The organism is Ihubacter massiliensis (assembly GCF_024125305.1).
GTDB lineage: Bacteria > Bacillota > Clostridia > Peptostreptococcales > Anaerovoracaceae > Hominibacterium > Hominibacterium faecale.
The window spans coordinates 2,076,831-2,094,705 of the sequence record NZ_JAMXVH010000001.1 but is presented as its reverse complement, the minus strand read 5'-3'; the positions used below and the strand labels follow the sequence as shown (position 1 = coordinate 2,094,705).

Genomic DNA, 17,875 nt, shown 5'->3' with positions numbered 1-17,875 from the left:
AACCTTTGAATAATTAGAAAAGAGGGAGTCGTATGTCAATATTCTTGTCAATTTTACCAATTTTATGTTTGCTGTGCGGGCTGCTGATCTTTAAACTGTCAGCGATGAAGGCGAGCGCCATATCGTTTTTGGTCGCTACCCTGATCTTTTACATAAAATATCAGAGCGGAACAGTGGGCCTGGCCATCTCCATGGCAAAAGGCTTCAGCCTGGCGCTGTTTGTGATTTTGATTATCTGGGGAGCCATGTTCCTCTATAATCTGGTCTATCAAGTACAGGCTTTGGAAGTGATCAATAAAAATCTGGAGCGGGTTTTTACAAACCGGTTTCTCCAGTTCATTTTATTAAGCTGGATTTTTTCGGCGTTTCTACAGGGAATTGCAGGGTTCGGCGTTCCGGTCATCGTCGTGACGCCCATTTTAATCGCCCTGGGATTTGATCCGGTTGTATCGGTGGCAGCTGTCCTGGTGGGCCATTCCTGGTCCATCAGTTTTGGTTCCATGGGCTCTTCCATCTATGCGATCAATATGGTGACCCATGCGCCGCTGGATCAAATCGTGATATTCATGGCTGTTTTCGGGTGCTGTGGGATGTTCTGCACAGGAATGACGGTCTGCTGGATTTACGGGGGAGGAAAACAGCTTGTCAGAGGGCTGCCCTATATCGTTTTGCTGACGCTTTTCATGGGCGGCATGCTCTATACTCTGGCCAGCTTCTCCATGTTTTCTGTCATCGGATTGTTAACCGGCTTTACCGGTCTGGTTGCCTGCCTTTTAATCAACAAGTTCAAGCGGGGTAAGTCAGAAACAATAAAACTATACAAGGGAAAGCTCAATTTGTTCCAGGCAGTGCTCCCATATCTTTTGATCGTGGTGCTTTCAATCCTGTTTTATATCCTCGATCCAAAGATCTCTCTGGGCTTTGATTTTCCTCAATATCAGACCGGGCTGGGCCGCATTGTGGCGGAAGAAGCGGATTATGTCACCTTCAACCTGTTAAAGTATCCCTTCTCCATTATCATGATGGCTTCCGTCATCAGCATGGTTCTTTTCCATAACAAGAAAGTGATGGACGGAAAGAAGGTGAAAATAATCCTTTCGCAGACTGTAAAAAAATGTGTGCCTACAACGGTGACGATTGTGTTTTTGCTCAACATGGCCGTGATCATGATGGATTCGGGTATGATCAGTGAAATCGCCCAGTTCCTCGTTTCCGTAACAAAACAGTTATATCCTCTTGCCGCGCCGTTCATCGGACTCTTGGGAGCCTTTGTTACAGGCAGCAATACCAATTCGAATATTATTTTCGGATCTTTACAGGAAACAGCGGCAAGCTCTCTTGGGATGAGTGTGGCGATCATGTGCGCCGTGCAGTCGATTGGAGCCTCCGTAGGCTGCGCCATAGGACCGACGACTGTTTCGCTCGGTTCTACGGCCGCGCAGATTCAAGGGGAAGAAAACCGTGTTTATAAAAAAACACTCATCCCAATCATAGGGACGACAATGGTATTGGGAATTGTTAACTTTATCCTTTTAAATCATTGAGAAAGGAACTTTTAAAATGAAAAGAGAAATAAATGCAATCTTAATCATGGCTGCTTTTCCGATCCTTTTCTTGGGAGGCGTCAAGGGAAATACAGCAATTGCGCTCATTGGAATTTTGCTGCTGGTATTGAACGCCTGCTTCATCATCCTTCAGAAAAAGCCATCCAAGGCTAAAGTCTCAAAAAAAGATGTTTGAGATCAATTGATCTCAAACGATTCCAGCATCTGAAGGAAGTTGCTGGCAGCAGGGGAGATGTAGCGCTCCGAATCCCAAATGGCATAGACCTCTGTTGCCAGATGAGCAGCATCCATTGGAAGGTATCGCATAGCATCATCATGGATTATATTGGCGATGCCTGCGGGGATGATGGCTATGCCCTGGCCGGAGGAAGCCAGAAGTAATGAGGATTTTGCATCATCGTTGATGCAGCGGTAAACGGGAGAAACCTTTTCAGACTTAAAGTATTCATCGAGGATATACTTCCAGCGCCGATAGATAATCAGCGGCTTACCCTGAAAAAAGTCCGCTTCCAAAAGGAGTTCTGAAACATCGGAAAAAAAGCTGGAATGACCGTAAGCAACCAGAGGCTCTTTTAGAAGAAGCATTTGACTGAAATGATTATTATCAAAAGGCGTGCGCACAAAAGCCAGTTCGATTAAATTATTGTCAAGAGATTCAATCAGGTCATATGTATTGTGTTCATGAATATCGAATTGTACATTGGGATATTTGCTGCAGAACTGACTCAGGATATCCGACAACAAGTTCGAGCTCAGTGAGGAGATCATTCCAATGCTGATATGGCCGCTGTTGCCGTCGCCGATGCTTTTGATTTCCCGGCAGGTTTCTTCGGTATAATCAACGATATTCTTGGCGCGGTGGTAGAGGGTTTCACCAGCACTGGTTAAGGTGATGCAGCGGGGGCCCCGGTCAAAGAGCCTGGTACCCAGTTCCACTTCCAGCTGTTTGAGCTGGTGGCTGAGAGGAGGTTGGGAGATATGCAGGGCTTTAGCAGCTTTTGTGATGCTGGTTGATTCCACGACAGCGATAAAATATTGAAGCGATTTAATATCCATTGACTCCCTCCCAAACGAATGTGTTAAATAATTGATATCCCCATTAAAACATAACCGGAACAGAAAATCAATTCACACGATCTTGAAAAGTTGTAAAAATATACAATTTGTAGAAAAACATGAACAGTTGTTATATGAAAGGAAAAGAAACATGGAAAAGAAAAAGTTTGTCTATTCGTTTAATGAAGGCTCAAAGGACATGAAGGAGCTGCTGGGCGGAAAAGGTGCTGGTCTGGCTGAAATGACAAAAATCGGCCTGCCGGTACCCTTTGGCTTCACCGTTACCACTCAGGCGTGCAGCCGATATTATCAGGACGATCAAAAGCTGGCAGATGACCTTGCTGGGGAAATTTTTGAAAAGCTTGCTGAACTGGAAGAGGTAACGGGAAAAGGCTTTGGCAGTAAAGAAAATCCTCTTCTGGTATCGGTTCGTTCCGGGGCTAAAATTTCCATGCCCGGTATGATGGATACGATTTTGAACCTGGGACTGAACGACGATACGGCAGAAGGTCTCGCCAGACTGACAGAAAATCCACGGTTTGCCTATGACAGCTATCGCAGATTCATCCAGATGTTCGGCGAAGTGGTGATGGAGATTGAAAAGGCAAAATTCGATGCTATCTTTGATACTAAGAAAGAAAAGGAAGGCTGCCGCTTTGATGTGGAGCTGACAGCAGGCCACCTGAAAACCATCATCGACGACTATAAAGCACTGGTCAAGAAAGAAACCGGAAGCTGCTTTCCGCAGAATCCGGGCGACCAGCTGATGGAAGCGATCAAAGCTGTTTTCCGATCCTGGAACAATAAAAGGGCGATCCTTTACAGACAGCTCAACGGAATTGCAGAAGACATGGGTACTGCGGTAAATGTGCAGGCCATGGTGTTCGGAAATATGGGCGAGACCTCAGGAACGGGCGTGGCTTTTACAAGAAATCCGGCCAATGGACAAACAGCGCTCTTTGGGGAATTCCTGGTTAATGCGCAGGGGGAGGATGTGGTCGCCGGAGTGCGGACGCCGCAGCCCATTGGAGAAATGGAGAAGGCGTTTCCCGAAGCGTACAAAGAGTTCCTTCGTATTTCAAAGCTTTTAGAAAACCATTATCTGGATATGCAGGATATCGAATTTACCATTGAGAAAAACCGGCTGTTTTTGCTTCAAACCAGAAATGGAAAGCGAACCGCGGCGGCAACGGTTAAAATCGCAGTAGACATGGTAAAGGAGGGGCTGATTGACAAGGATACGGCAGTCATGAGGCTGGAACCTGCCATGATCGACCAGCTCCTTCACCCCAGATTCGACGATGGAGATTTGGGAGGGGCAGAGCGGATCGCAAAGGGACTTCCCGCATCTCCGGGAGCAGCGACCGGCAGGATTTACTTTACAGCCTCAGATGTTGTGGCAGCTGCTGAGAACGGGATTGCCGCCATTTTGGTAAGGCTGGAGACTTCCCCCGAGGATTTGGCGGGAATGGCAGCGGCCCAGGGTATTCTCACGGCTAGAGGAGGCATGACCTCACATGCTGCGGTGGTAGCCAGAGGTATGGGAAAATGCTGTGTTTCCGGCTGTGGGGAGCTTCATATTGACGAAGAAGGACATCGTTTAAACATTGGGAATACCGTGTTAAAGGAAGGCGATTATCTCTCTTTGGACGGTACGGCCGGTGAGGTGCTGCTGGGTCAGCTGAAAACAGTACCGGCGGAGCTTTCAGGCGACTTTGAAACGATTATGGGATGGGCGGATGAACTTCGCAGTTTGGGAGTTCGGGCCAATGCGGATAATCCCAGAGATGCCCAGCAGGCTTTGGATTTTGGAGCCGAAGGAATTGGTCTTTGCAGAACCGAGCATATGTTTTTTGAGGAAGAACGCATTCCCGCTGTAAGAAGAATGATTCTGGCGGATACGGAAAAAGAACGGAGGGAGGCCCTATCCTTCCTCTTAAGCTATCAGAAAGATGATTTTAAGAGACTTTATCAAATTATGGGAGAACGGCCGGTGACCATCCGCTTGCTGGATCCGCCGCTTCATGAATTCCTGCCACATACGGAGGACGAGATCCGCCAGCTTTCGGAGCAGATCTACGTTCCTTATGAGAAGCTGGCTAAGAAAGTAGAGGAGCTGCATGAGTTCAATCCGATGATGGGGCATCGAGGCTGCCGCCTGGCGGTCACCTATCCGGAAATCGCCGAGATGCAGGCAGAAGCAATTATAGCAGCGGCGATTGAGGTACGCAGAGAAGAGAATCTCAATCTTGTCCCGGAAATCATGATCCCCCTGGCTGGTATGAAAAACGAACTGGCGGATGTGAAGGCAACGGTGGAGAGAACTGCCCAGTCCGTTATGGCGCGGGAGGGTGAGCAGATTCCCTATTTGATCGGTACCATGATCGAGCTGCCGCGGGCCGCTCTGACAGCCGATGAAATCGCAGAAGAAGCGGAATTCTTTTCTTTTGGTACCAATGATTTGACTCAGCTGACTTTTGGCTTTTCCAGAGACGATACGGGCAAAATGATCAAAGAGTACAAGGAAAAGGGCATCTTCAAAGAGGACCCCTTCCAGTCGATTGATGAGGACGGTGTAGGCTGGCTGGTGGAGACAGGAACGAAAAAAGGAAGAGCAGTAAGACCAGGCATCCACCTGGGCATCTGCGGTGAACATGGAGGTGATCCCAAATCCATCGAATTTTGTGATCGCATTGGATTGAATTATGTATCCTGCTCACCATTCCGTGTACCTGCGGCAAGACTGGCCGCGGCCCAGGCAAGAATAAAGCGTCTGCTGGATGGGAGCGAAAAGGGATGCTGAGAGAGAAAGGCAGCGGAAAGGAGATTGAAAAGATGAAAACCATCAGGACCTTTAAAAGAGTGCTGGTCGCCAATCGGGGAGAAATCGCAATCCGAATCTTTCGGGCTTGTAAAGAATTAGGTATTAGAAGTGTAGCAATTTATTCGGAAGAAGATAAGAACGCGCTTTTCAGATCAAAAGCCGACGAGTCCTATCGCATCGGTAAGGGAAAGTCGCCGGTGGACGCATACCTTGCGGCCGATGAGATCATCGAGCTGGCAAAAGCCAAGGGGGTAGAAGCAATCCACCCGGGGTATGGATTCCTCTCTGAGAATGTTGCGTTTGCCAAAGCCTGTGAGGAAGCAGGAATTGTTTTTATCGGCCCCACCCATGAAATGATGGAACGCCTGGGCGACAAGATTCAATCCAAACTTGCAGCAAATCAAGCAGGCGTGCCTACCATTCCAGGAATCGAAAAAGCCATTGAGACAAAAGAGGATGCGGTTAAATACGCAGAGGCCTGCGGGTATCCGATTATGCTCAAGGCGGCCGCCGGCGGCGGAGGGAGAGGAATGCGGATCGTCCGCAATCGCAAGGAACTGATCCCCCAGTTTTTGAGCGCAAAGCGGGAAGCCAAAAAAGCCTTTGGGATCGATGATATTTTCATCGAAAAGTACCTGGAGCGGCCTAAGCATATCGAAGTGCAGGTGCTGGGCGATCAATATGGAAATCTGGTGCATCTGTACGAGCGGGACTGCTCGATCCAAAGACGGCACCAGAAAGTAGTGGAATTTACCCCAGCCATCTGCCTTACAAAGGAACAGAGACAGAGAATCTGCCGGGACGCGCTCAAATTGGCCGGCGCTGTCAACTATCGCAGCGCGGGCACGGTGGAATTTCTAGTGGATGAATATGGCGGCCACTATTTTATTGAAATGAACCCGAGAATTCAAGTAGAGCATACCGTGACGGAGATGACAACGGGAATCGATATTGTCCAGTCCCAGATTCTTATCGCCCAAGGCTACCCCCTGAATTCGGAGGAATTGAACATAAAAGGGCAGGAATCCATCGAGCCGCGAGGCTATGCCATCCAGTGCAGAGTAACCACCGAGGACCCTATTCACGGATTTGCCCCGGATACGGGTATAATTACCGCATACCAAAGCGCATCCGGATTTGGGATCCGCCTGGACGGCGGCAATGCCTTTACTGATTCGGAAATTTCGCCCTATTACGACAGCCTGCTGGTAAAAGTAACTGCCTGGTCCAGAAGCTTTACCGATGCGGCTGACAAGGCCATGCGGGCTCTTAGGGAAATGAAGATAAAGGGTGTCAAGACCAACGCGCCTTTTCTCATGAACGTGCTCAACCATCCTGATTTCCGCACGGGCAGCTGTGACACGGGATTTATAGCCGACAATCCCAAGCTGCTCAATATACGAGTCAGAGAAGACCGGGAAATGAAGGTGCTGGCCTTCCTGGGAAATCAATTTGTCAATGAAACAAAAGGAATAAAACCGGAGTTTGATGTGCCGGTTTTCCCGAGAATCAAGCAGGAGGATTTGAAAGAGCTGAGAGGGACCAAGCAGATTCTGGAGGAAGAAGGGCCGGACGGACTGATCCGGTGGATTCAAAGGCAGAAAAAGCTCCTGCTGACGGATACCACCATGCGGGACGCTCAGCAATCCCTGATGGCAACGCGGGTTCGAACCGTCGACATGGAAAAGATTGCACCGGCGACCGCCGTTTATGGAAAGGATCTGTTTTCCATAGAAATGTGGGGCGGCGCGACCTTCGATACGTGTTACCGGTTCCTCAAGGAGTCGCCATGGGAAAGACTGGACCTTCTGCGCGCCCAAATTCCCAATATCCTGCTGCAGATGCTCATCCGCGGTTCCAACGGAGTGGGTTACAAAAATTATCCGGATAACGTAATCCGCAGGTTTATCAAAGAATCGGCCCGTTCGGGGATCGACGTTTTCCGTATCTTTGATTCACTCAACTGGATTCAAGGTATGGAAATTGCTCTGGATGAGACTCTGAATCAGGGGAAAGTTGCCGAAGCATGCATTTGCTATACGGGAGATATTTTGGATGAACGAAAGGAAAAATACAATCTAAGCTATTATGTACGGATGGCAAAGGAACTGGAAAAGCGGGGGACCCATATACTGGGAATTAAAGATATGTCCGGTCTGCTCAAGCCCATGGCTGCAAGCAAGCTGGTGACAGCGCTAAAGCAGGAAGTCAGTATCCCGATTCATCTGCATACTCACGATACCAGCGGCAATGGCATCGCAGCCACACTCATGGCCGCCGGAGCAGGCGTGGATTTGGCCGATGCGGCCTTCAACAGCATGTCGGGGCTGACCAGTCAGCCGGCTTTGAATTCCTTGGCGGCTGCTTTGGAAAATACGGAGCGGGCCACTGGGATGGAGCAGGAGGGCCTGCAAAAGATATCCGAGTACTGGGCAGCCGTAAGGCCGGTTTACAAGAAGTTTGAATCGGAGCTTACCGCCAACTCAGCGGAAATCTATCAATATGAAATACCAGGAGGACAGTATTCCAATTTGAAACCTCAGGTGGAGAGCTTTGGACTGGGCCATAAATTCCAGGAAGTCAAGGACATGTACAAAGCGGTTAACGAGATGCTGGGAGACATAGTCAAAGTAACGCCCACTTCCAAAGTAGTGGGGGATTTGGCCATCTTCATGGTGCGAAATGACCTGACGCCGGAAAACATCTATGAAAAAGGAAAGGACATTGACTTTCCGGACTCGGCTGTTTCCTATTTTGAAGGCATGATGGGCCAGCCGGAAGGAGGCTTTCCCGAGAAGCTGCAAAAGCTGGTACTAAAAAATATAGAGCCGATCACCTGCAGGCCGGGGGATTTGCTGCAGCCCAAAGACTTTGATGGGATTAAGAAAACCCTGCGGGAAGAATTAAATCTCGAAGGCACAGAGCGTCAGGCCCTCAGCTGGGCGCTGTATCCCAAGGTCTTCGAAGACTATATTAAGGAAGTGAGAACTGAAGGGGATTTTCGTTTGATGGGCAGCGATATTTTCTTCCATGGTTTGGCTGAGGGCGAGACCTGTGAGGTGAAGATCGCAGAAGGAAAAGAATTGATCATCAAACTGATTCATGCCGGCGATGGGGATGAAGCTGGTTCTCGCGATGTGGTGTTCGAGGTCAACGGAAGCCGCACCGCTGTAAGAATTAGGGATAAAGATGCCGGAATCGCATCGGAGATATCGCAGATTTTATACGCCGATGAAGAAGACTTAACGGAGATTGGGGCCAATATTCCAGGAAACATTCTCAAAGTCCTGGTGGAGGAAGGTGAGGAAATCAGGGAAAAACAGCCCCTTGCCGTCATTGAGGCCATGAAGATGGAAACCAATATCTTATCACCAATGAATGGGACTGTGGACAAGATTTATGTCCAGGAAGGCCAGCAGGTGAAAATCGGACAGCTGATCGTCAAGCTGAAGTAAGCGTGGCGCTGCCGAGATCAGTGTCGAAAAATGTCGAATGAGAGAATTGGCGCAACAATTGCGTTGTTTTCCTTGATTGTTAATGCCCGTTGCTTGCAGCAACGGGCAGTTCCATATACAATAGCGGTAACCAATGAAAGGAAGGAGATTTCCCTGATGTTAAGCGAAAATATAAAAGCAATCAGAAAATCAAAAGGACTTTCGCAAGAAGAACTGGCTATCAAGTTGAATGTGGTGCGACAGACAATCTCTAAGTGGGAGCAAGGATTGTCCGTTCCTGATTCCGACATGCTAATCTCCATATCGGAAGTGCTTGAAATGCCCGTCAGCACTTTGCTTGGTGAAACAGTTATTGAGCCAAAAGCGAATGACTTGAAAGCGCTTTCCGAAAAACTGGAGATTATCAACTTACAACTTGCACAAAAGAAGGCCGCAAGGAGAAAACTGCTTCATTGGCTGCTCATCTCATTGTGCGTGGTCATAGTAACAATTTTTGCGGTCTTAATAGTAGCAAACAGTCCTTACTTAGGTTGGAATTATGATGACCCTGAAACCGCCGTTGCAGGAGCAGCTTTCCACGTATTCGAATGGCTGTTTGTCAGATCAGCGCCTATTATCCTTATAGGGGCAATCGTTGGAATTTTCATGACGCGGAAGAACGTATAAAACTGCTATACGATACCGCCATGGTAATTTACAAGCCGCGCCGCCCCGAACTGCTTTCTTCTTTCGTTCGCAGCAGCCCAAACTGTATGGTAACGCAAGTAAACAAAAACAGCAGGACCGGATAAAAGGAGTATTTCATGATTTCCAGATAAGTGACGTGCCCGTACTGCTGGGCCAGCAGGAGGCCGCTGTCGTGGGGCAGCAGCATAAGAATGATGCAGGAAAAAATATCCAAAAGGCTGGCCAGGCGCTTTGGAGCGATCCGGTATTTTTCACCCAGCTCTTTGGCTACCGGCGCAGTTATGAGAATGGCCACCGGGTTGTTCAGCGTGGTTCCAGACAGGGCCATACAGGAAAAAGAGATGAGATATTCGCAGCTTTTTCGCGTTTTTATCTTGCGGGTCATGGCTTCAAAGAGCCAGCTGATGCCGCCGTAATACCTCACAAGCTCGATCAATCCCGATATGAGCATGGAAAACACAGCCAGGAAAAACAGATCCTCCATCCCGGAACCAATGGCCATCGTCCACTCAAAGAAGGTGACGGTGCCCATGGCAATGCCGATGATGCCGGACATCAAGATGCCGATCAGCAATACCAGGAGGACATCCAGCCCTGCGATGGCAGTTGCCAGGACGGTCACATAGGGCAAAACCTGGACCACGTGATAGGACAGGTCCTGAGTATCTGCGGTTCCCCCCTGGCTGCCGCCCAGTACAGCATAAAGAATGATGGTAATCATTGCTGCGGGCAGGGCGATCAATAAATTCATTTGAAACTTATCCTTCATCTTTGCGCCAACACCTTTGGTCGCGCAGATGGTGGTATCGGAAATCATGGACAGATTGTCGCCGAAATAGGAACCGGCTATGACAGCCGATCCGGCCATGGCCGCATTCAGTCCTGCTCCCTGGGCTAGGGCCATTGCAACGGGAATCAAGGCCACCTGGGTCCCGGTGGAAGTTCCGATACAAGTAGAAATAAAGCAGGTTACGATAAAAATTCCAGGGATTAAAAAATGGTGGGGAATGAGGGTGAGCCCCATGTTGACAATGGATTCCTTTCCGCCCATTGCCTCTGCGGCCGAAGAGAAACCTCCTGCCATGAGAACAACGATGCCCAGCAGCATGACTCCCGAACTTCCGGCGCCCCTGCAATAGACATCCAGCTTTTGGCTGACGGGTGTTTTTCGGTCGTAAAAAAGCAGCGCCGCCAAAATTGCCGCCATCACAGCCACGTAACGGGGCATCTTTGCAAAGGGATTTTCTGCTCCCGCCAAAGTAAAAGCGATTCCGCAGCCCACGTACAATCCCAGAAAAAGAGCCAGCGGCAGGAATGCCAGAGCTTTGTAATTTTTGCTGCAAGTCTTATTCATACTGTGATCCCCCGCATGTTTTCTTCTTATTATTAGCGGGTTTAGCCCTTTTGTATGCAGCCCTTTTCCACTAACTTGCTTAAAAATAAAGTGTTTTCATTATGGTAAACCAAAATGTCAGTTGTATTGTTATTATAATTTACAAGACGCCCCTGACAGCTTTCTTGTGATTCAGATAAAAGGCATATTCCCTTTGTCCCAGGTATATTTTTTAAAAGGGGGTGTGCATATGAAACCAGCGAACAGCAACACCAAAGGAAACAAAATCAAATCCTATCTCAAGCAAACAGAGAATCCCTATTGCTTCCTCAGCGGCAAGACCAAGGTGACGATGCGATTCAGCGACACCAGCCAAACCATCGAAAGCAAGTTACGGCAATACTTCATTACCATGAATCACCGTTAGCGTTTGAAGGAGGAACCATGGGAACACGACTTGCAAAGGATGGCAAAAACAAAAACGGCGTTTATTTTCGCAGCCAAAGCGAGCCGATCGTCTGGAAGATCGGAGTCTATATCCGGCTTTCGGTTGCCGATGGAAACGATGTGAGCCTCAGCGTAAAAAATCAGGATGCGATTATCAAGCACTTTTTAGAAGAGGAATTCCGTGAACCGTACAAACTCTATAAAACCTATATTGACGATGGAATCAGCGGAACCACCAATGATGAAAGAACTTCCTTTCAGGAAATGATCAAAGACATTGAAGGCGGCAATGTAAACTGTGTCGTTTCCAAGATGCTGTCCCGGGTTTTTCGAAATTACTCGGATCAGGGGTACTTTCTTGAGGAATATTTTCCCAGAATGGGAATCCGGTTCATTACCCTGGAAGCCCCAGAAGTTGACACTTATAGGAACCCCAATGTGGTACACGGCTACGAGCTGCCCCTAAATGGGATCGTCAACGATCGAATCGCCGAGTCCGCGTCCAGGTCTGTCCGTCAAACCTTTCAGAACATGCGCAGGGAAGGAAAATTTCAAGGCGGTTTTCCGCCGTATGGGTATATAAGGAATCCAGAGGATAAGTACAGCTTTATCATAGATGAGGAGGCCGCCAGTATCGTAAGGCAAATTTTTCAATGGTATGTGGTAAACCGTATGGCGCTGGAGAAAATCCGAAGAACGTTAAATGAAAAAAACATACCAAATCCCACAGGCTACAAAGTCTCAAAAGGATACAAATACCAAAATCCCGGGGTGCAGGGAAGTGAAAGCTTTGCCTGGAGCGCGCGGACGGTCAAAACGATATTGCAAAACCGGACTTATCTCGGGGAGATGATACAGGGAAAGCTCACCGTGATCAGCTACAAAGTTCATAAGCAAATTAAAGTGCCTGAAGACCAGTGGGCCGCTGTCCCAGGCCGGCATGAGCCGATCATCGAGCAAGAGGTTTTTGACAAGGCGCAGGAGCTGCTGGAGTTGAATAAAAGCATGAAAAGCTGCCAGTCGGAGCCGTCACTCCTGTCGGGCTTTGTGTACTGCGCGGATTGCAAGCGGAAAATGCACAAACGGAAAAATGGCAAGCGGGTCTACTATGCCTGCAGCACCTACTATAAAAGGAACAAAAACGATTGCACTTCCCATTTTACGAAGGCGGATATCATTGAAAAAGCAGTACTTAAAGCAATCCAGCTGCAGATTTCTTTGGTCGATGTGGACGGGATCATGGAAGGCATCGCAGAGCTGGATGAAGGGGAATGGCGCAGTGAACAAAAGAGCCGGAAGAAGGCTGCGAAAGCAGAACTTAAAAAACTGGATAAACAGTTGGAAACCTTGTATTTGGATTATAATAAACGTTTGCTGACAGAGAAAGAATATCTGAGTTTTCGCAAAAAATTCCGCACACAGAAAGCAGCTTTGGAAAAGAATCTTGCGCAGATGGATGCCGATCAAAAGGATGAAACGCAGAAACAAGAGCAAAGGCAGTGGAAAGAAGTATTCCGAAAACACCAGAATATCGCGGCCCTTAACAGGCCGCTCCTGGAAGAACTGGTAGAACGAATTTATGTGGATGAGGAGAAAAATCTTACGATATATTTTAAGTTTGGGGATTTATTTAGATAAAGAATAGATTGACACGATTTATATTATTGTCAGCGGCATGGCGTCTCTGTACAAAATCAGCAGTACTCAGTTCCATGTCCATTAAAGTCCGCAGACTGTCTCCTAACTGTGACGTTTTTTCGGAGTATTTTAAAAATGTGCGGTAAGAATTGCAGAATATTTAACAGTAAATGTTAGAATTTTAAAAAAATATTGAAGATGACATAAGTGCATGGTAAAATAAAAGATACTGGAAATGTTATTAAAAAGCTTGTAAGATATAGTTAAAATCAAGGTAACACGCAACGTAGAGAAAGGCGCGCTTATGGAAAAAAGGATTCTTAGCAGGGACAGAAAAATGATTAGCGCCATACGTTGGAAGAGAGTGATGGCCGCGGTGCTGTCCCTCTGCCTGATCACGGCAACAATACCATTGCTGCCAGGCGAAGGCTTTCTTGCAATGGCGGCAGCAAAAGAGAAACTCATTCAAGCAGGCAGCGGTGGAATCGCCAATCCTGCAAAGCCGGCAAGTAAGAATGCTGCCTGGTCAGGCGAATACCTGTATTTCGGGGAATATTATCAAGGGAACGCTACAGATAAGGAGCCAATAAAATGGAAGGTCCTGGACAACGGCAAAAAGAACAGTTTATCCTCTGAGAATGGATGTATGTTGTTGCTTTCCGACCAGGTCGTAGATTGCGTTCAATTTAATGAAAATTCTGTTGAGGGAAATGAATGGAAAGACAGCAATCTGTTAAAGTGGCTGAACAGTGATGGCTTTAGCGGCTTCTATACATCAGGCGGATTTTTAAAAACAGCATTTCAGGAGAGCGAACAAGGAGCGATCTGGAACAGCAATGGCAGTAAAAGCGACGATACCTATGGATGGTATACAAATCCTGCCATAGGAGGGAACAAAATCTTTTGCCTTACGGCAGCAGATATAAACAATGAAAAATATGGGTTTTATAATGCAAATGGCGCTGCCCAATCCAGAAAACAAACTGTGACAACGTATGCAAAAGGTCAGGGCGCTAATTCTGCGGGCGTTTGGTGGCTGCGTTCGGCGTCCACTACTGAGGCTAACTTTGCCGCCATCGTTGACTTTGACGGTGAGGTGGCTATCGGAAATGTGCACTCGAATGACGTCGGCGCTGCTCCCGCTTTTAATTTGAATCTGTCCTCTGTCCTCTTCACATCGGCTGCCGAAGGCAGCAAATCCTCGACCTTTAAAAAAGTGGCAACAAACGGTTCGATCACGGAATGGAAGGCCACCCTGTCTGATAAAAACTCCATGTCCGGCAGCGCCGGGGTTTCCGGAAAAGGAGTCAGTGGCAACACGGTCACCTTGACAAAAGGTTATCCTGCGGCCGCACTGACAATCCGCCATCCGGCATTACAATCCTTTGGCAGTGCAAATTACACCAATGTGACCGCGGCATTGACCGATTCCAGGGGAGAAATCCTGTACTACGGCTCAATCAACAGCAACAAAACAGCGACCAGCTCCAGCCTGACAATCCCTGCAGGGCTTCCTCTCGGAACCTACACCTTGAAGATTTACGGGGAACAGTGGAATGGAGACAAGCGGACCGATTATGCCACCGGCACCCCTTATACCATAAACTTGAACGTGAAGGAACAGGAAACCACCGTACCAAAACCAAAGGCCGCGCCCCCGGCCACGCCGAAGGTAAAAGGTTCGGTCACCTATAACAGCGCCAAAGTAACCTGGAAGAAGGTAAAGGGCGCAGCCGGCTACCAGGTCTATCGTGCCACCAAGAACGGCAAATACAAAAAGGTAAAGACCACCAAAGCCACTTCCTGGACCAACAAGAAGCTGACCACCGGCCAGAGCTATTATTACAAAGTGCGCGCATACAAAAATCAGGGTGGGAAAAACTTGTACAGTAACTTCTCCAAGAGGCTAAAGGCCGTGCCCCGGACCAAAGCGCCTTCTTACAAACTGACCGCAGGCAAAAAGAAAATTCGGATATCCTGGAAAAAAGTCCATGGAGCCGATGGTTATCGTATCTACCGAGCAAAAAGTAAAAACGGCAAATATAAGCAGATCAAAGATTCCCGCAGTAAGCTGAGACGTTACACGAGCATTTGTCTGACGAGTCATCACCGGTACTATTATAAAGTGCGCTCCTACAGAATCGTCAAAGGCAAGAAAGTTTACAGCCCCTATTCAACCGTGAAGAGCGTTCGTACAAAATAATATTAGACAAATGCGTGTTTCATAGCACAGCAAAAAATCTCTTTCTTCGTTATAATGCTCACAAAGAGAAGAACGAAGGAGGAGATTTTTATGTTTGGGGACGTAATCCCTGCGGTTACCAAAGCCGCAAAAGTAAAAGCGAGGGTTTTGTCCAATTGCTTACCAAATGCACCGGCTCTACCGGGCCTATGGGAAACTGCCTTACATACGGCAATGGCTGCTGCATGTGCATCCTCAGGTGCCCGGCCTTCGGCCCGCGAGTCAGCATAACGCAAAAAGCAGGCAAGAGTGATATTATGGGCCGCCGAAAAGACGGAGCTTTCGGCGCTTTCAGCGGATCGGGCAAGTTGGAAAAAGGTTCCCTTTCCGATGAAATTCGTCAGCAGTTGGATGAATACGGCGTAGCAGTCATTCCTGTGCCAAAGGAAGAAATCGTGCCGGAAAAATTGGATTTGAAGGTTTGTCAGCAGTATGCCCTGACTGAATATGCGGAGAACATTGTTCTTTTGGACACGGGCTATGCCAAAATCATGACGCCCTTCTTCCCGCTGGAAAGTTTGCGCCGTGTTCCGGGCTTTGAAAATGCCAGATATGTGGACCCTTACGCCGGGGGAAAAGGCAACTCCATTCGCTATCTGTCCGTGGCGGAACGGGAAAATTCGATGAAGGCAGCCGGAATTGAAAATATTTTCTGCGGCGGCGAAAAATCCGGACTTTTTGTAGGCCACACAGAAGCCATCTCCACTGGCAGCCTGGCCGGGCATAACGCGGTGCGGTATCTGAAAGGCATGAAGCTTTTAGAACTGCCTATCGGCCTGGCCATCGGCGATTTGATTGCCTTCGCCAATAAGAACCTGGAAAGCGAGGAAGGTTTGATGACACGCTATACCTTTGCCGGAGCGGAATACTTTAAGCGAATGAAAGAAAAAGGACTGTATTCCATTGATCGGGAAGAGATCCGGGAACGGGTGAAACGATACGGCCTTGAGGACATTTATAGTGAAAAGTTGATTTAAGAAATGCTGAGAGGAGCTGCTGCATTCGAATTCGTGATGAATGCGATCAGCTCCTTTTTCACGCAAATTTTACTAAATCTTTTCCGCAATCCGAAAATCTATACACCCAACATTTGAAAAAAGCTTGTGCTGCCGAGTGAACTCCCGCAAATAGGGCTGCCGCATGAAAAGCGATTTGCTTCATCAGGCAGTCCCATTCATCTGCTTGAAGAAAGAAAAAACTAATCTGAAAAGTCCCAAACTCCCAGTGGAATATCAAGCCAAAAACCTTCCAGTGCTTGCAACAGCAAGGATTACAGCGTATAATGTCTATGAATGCATTGGAAGAAGAACTGGGGGCACTGGCAAGACCCAGAGCAAGCTGCAGCAGGAGAAACACAAGCTAAAACCGCACCTACAGACCCGACAGCAGAAAACAGCAGCAATGACCCTGCAGCAAGTACAGAGGAATAACAGCATCGTCGCCTCTGCTTCCAAATTGGACTGCAGACAATCCCAATAAAAGGAGGACCCTGAATTGTTGATCGATAAACTTTTACAAGCTGCAAAGCCATATACCCAAAACAGAACCATAAAAGATCTGGTGGTAGGAATTTCCCTGATCGCTGTCCAGCTGGACGATGACAGTGTGGGCGTGTCCTATGTCCTCCGGGAAGATTTGCCCGGCGGATGCTCCGTTTTCCCCTACGCCAGAGAAATGATCGGCGTTTCGGCGGCGCAAATCGCTGACTGGGCGGCCGAAGGAAGGGATAATATTCAAAGAGCCATTGGCAATGCAGTTCTCAATGCGGCTTCTACCCAGCAGGATTTGCCCGACTGCAGCCAGGAGGGAAAACCATTCGGACTGCATTTGACGGGAGGCGAAAAGGTGGGCATGATCGGTATGATCCAACCGGCCGTCATGATGCTAAAGCCCTACAACTGCCAGATGTACATGTTCGATAAGGGAAGAGAAGGACAGGATGGTATCTACCCTGCAGAAAGACAAGCAGAATTGCTGCCCCAGTGCCAAGTTGTTTTTCTAAGCGGCACCACAACTATCAATGGAACCATCGATCAGCTGCTCCGCTGGTGCGCGCCGGACAGCCGCATCGTTATGCTCGGATCCAGTACGCCCATGTTTCCGCAAGGATTCAGGGGCACGCAAGTGGATATTCTGGCAGGAAGCTGGTGGGATGGCACCAAGAAAAGCGAAATCTTTCGCTTGATATCCCTGGCATCTGGTATCGATGGGCTGAGACCTTATATGATCAAGAAGAATGTAAAAGTAAGACCGTAAATCTTTGTCTCCGGGGACCTTCCATCCCAACTGGGCGGGCCTGCCTGGAGCCGAAGATCGGAAAATTTCTGCGAAATTTGGCAATCTTTACGCAAAGTTGTGGGTTTGCGGGGCCCCGTCTTGCCAAAAAGAAGGTTTTCCTGCGCTATGGTCAATTTAAGGGGGCGCAATCGTTGAAAAATGCGTAAATTTCGCATAATTTTTTTGCTTTTTTCCGCAAACAGCTTTTCCCTTCCAGCAGCCTGCTATTTACGACTCTCCTTCCATACCGCCGGCAACCCTCTCTTCATGCCGCCAGAAAACTGCCAATATGCGATCACCACTGAGGCCTGATGCCCCATATGACCCGGTAACGAAAGAAATTGGTCAAAT

At 48.1% G+C, this 17,875-nt stretch carries 11 protein-coding genes and 1 pseudogene; 10 read left to right on the top strand and 2 right to left on the bottom strand.

Going from position 1 to position 17,875, the window contains the following annotated elements; all coding sequences use genetic code 11:
• Positions 1-32: 32 nt before the first annotated feature.
• Positions 33-1,544: an L-lactate permease gene (locus tag NIA71_RS09725; protein ID WP_253020311.1), complete on the top strand. Its 1,512-nt coding sequence runs from the start codon at positions 33-35 to the stop codon at positions 1,542-1,544.
• A 16-nt stretch (positions 1,545-1,560) separates the two neighbouring features.
• Positions 1,561-1,740 carry a hypothetical protein gene (locus NIA71_RS09720; RefSeq protein WP_148399113.1) on the top strand — a complete coding sequence of 60 codons (180 nt, stop codon included), beginning with the start codon at positions 1,561-1,563 and terminating at the stop codon, positions 1,738-1,740.
• Positions 1,741-1,742: 2 nt separating this feature from the next.
• Here the strand turns inward: NIA71_RS09720 and NIA71_RS09715 are convergent, their stop codons facing one another.
• Entirely contained in the window at positions 1,743-2,621 is an 879-nt protein-coding gene (locus tag NIA71_RS09715) for a LysR family transcriptional regulator (protein WP_148399114.1), read from the bottom strand.
• A gap of 151 nt (positions 2,622-2,772) precedes the next feature.
• Here NIA71_RS09715 and ppdK point away from each other — a divergent pair, with 151 nt between their 5' ends.
• From ppdK to NIA71_RS09700, 3 genes are all read left to right on the top strand, one after another.
• Positions 2,773-5,424 (top strand): pyruvate, phosphate dikinase, encoded by a 2,652-nt coding sequence (gene ppdK, locus NIA71_RS09710; protein WP_253020310.1) that lies wholly within the window; start codon positions 2,773-2,775, stop codon positions 5,422-5,424.
• A 32-nt stretch (positions 5,425-5,456) separates the two neighbouring features.
• Complete coding sequence (locus tag NIA71_RS09705; RefSeq protein WP_253021295.1) at positions 5,457-8,900, top strand: pyruvate carboxylase; 3,444 nt, start codon at positions 5,457-5,459, stop codon at positions 8,898-8,900.
• 156 nt (positions 8,901-9,056) lie between these two features.
• Positions 9,057-9,566 (top strand): helix-turn-helix domain-containing protein, encoded by a 510-nt coding sequence (locus NIA71_RS09700; protein WP_253020309.1) that lies wholly within the window; start codon positions 9,057-9,059, stop codon positions 9,564-9,566.
• 28 nt (positions 9,567-9,594) lie between these two features.
• Here NIA71_RS09700 and NIA71_RS09695 read toward each other — a convergent pair whose 3' ends face one another.
• The gene (locus tag NIA71_RS09695) at positions 9,595-10,941 is read right to left on the bottom strand and encodes a Na+/H+ antiporter NhaC family protein (RefSeq protein ID WP_148399116.1); all 1,347 of its coding nucleotides are present in this window, start codon (positions 10,939-10,941) and stop codon (positions 9,595-9,597) included.
• A gap of 229 nt (positions 10,942-11,170) precedes the next feature.
• Here NIA71_RS09695 and NIA71_RS09690 point away from each other — a divergent pair, with 229 nt between their 5' ends.
• From NIA71_RS09690 to NIA71_RS09670, 5 genes and pseudogenes are all read left to right on the top strand, one after another.
• Positions 11,171-11,347, top strand: a complete 177-nt coding sequence (locus NIA71_RS09690; RefSeq protein WP_253020308.1) for a DUF6870 family protein — start codon at positions 11,171-11,173, stop codon at positions 11,345-11,347.
• A 17-nt stretch (positions 11,348-11,364) separates the two neighbouring features.
• A complete protein-coding gene (locus NIA71_RS09685; protein ID WP_253020307.1) occupies positions 11,365-13,005 on the top strand; it encodes a recombinase family protein in 1,641 nt (546 codons plus the stop codon).
• A gap of 337 nt (positions 13,006-13,342) precedes the next feature.
• A complete protein-coding gene (locus NIA71_RS09680) occupies positions 13,343-15,208 on the top strand; it encodes a DUF6273 domain-containing protein (protein ID WP_253020306.1) in 1,866 nt (621 codons plus the stop codon).
• A gap of 170 nt (positions 15,209-15,378) precedes the next feature.
• Positions 15,379-16,224: pseudogene (locus NIA71_RS09675) on the top strand (FAD-dependent oxidoreductase); the annotation flags it as partial.
• 517 nt (positions 16,225-16,741) lie between these two features.
• The gene (locus NIA71_RS09670; protein WP_148396884.1) at positions 16,742-17,503 is read left to right on the top strand and encodes a Rossmann-like domain-containing protein; all 762 of its coding nucleotides are present in this window, start codon (positions 16,742-16,744) and stop codon (positions 17,501-17,503) included.
• Positions 17,504-17,875 lie beyond the last annotated feature (372 nt).

Bases quoted from the DNA above. Each gene is read 5' to 3' on its own strand.
- ppdK (WP_253020310.1), top strand. From the start codon at position 2,773: ATGGAAAAGAAAAAGTTTGTCTATTCGTTTAATGAAGGCTCAAAGGAC.
- NIA71_RS09720 (WP_148399113.1), top strand. From the start codon at position 1,561: ATGAAAAGAGAAATAAATGCAATCTTAATCATGGCTGCTTTTCCGATC.
- NIA71_RS09680 (WP_253020306.1), top strand. From the start codon at position 13,343: ATGATTAGCGCCATACGTTGGAAGAGAGTGATGGCCGCGGTGCTGTCC.
- NIA71_RS09705 (WP_253021295.1), top strand. From the start codon at position 5,457: ATGAAAACCATCAGGACCTTTAAAAGAGTGCTGGTCGCCAATCGGGGA.
- NIA71_RS09695 (WP_148399116.1), bottom strand. From the start codon at position 10,941: ATGAATAAGACTTGCAGCAAAAATTACAAAGCTCTGGCATTCCTGCCG.
- NIA71_RS09700 (WP_253020309.1), top strand. From the start codon at position 9,057: ATGTTAAGCGAAAATATAAAAGCAATCAGAAAATCAAAAGGACTTTCG.
- NIA71_RS09715 (WP_148399114.1), bottom strand. From the start codon at position 2,621: ATGGATATTAAATCGCTTCAATATTTTATCGCTGTCGTGGAATCAACC.
- NIA71_RS09725 (WP_253020311.1), top strand. From the start codon at position 33: ATGTCAATATTCTTGTCAATTTTACCAATTTTATGTTTGCTGTGCGGG.
- NIA71_RS09685 (WP_253020307.1), top strand. From the start codon at position 11,365: ATGGGAACACGACTTGCAAAGGATGGCAAAAACAAAAACGGCGTTTAT.
- NIA71_RS09690 (WP_253020308.1), top strand. From the start codon at position 11,171: ATGAAACCAGCGAACAGCAACACCAAAGGAAACAAAATCAAATCCTAT.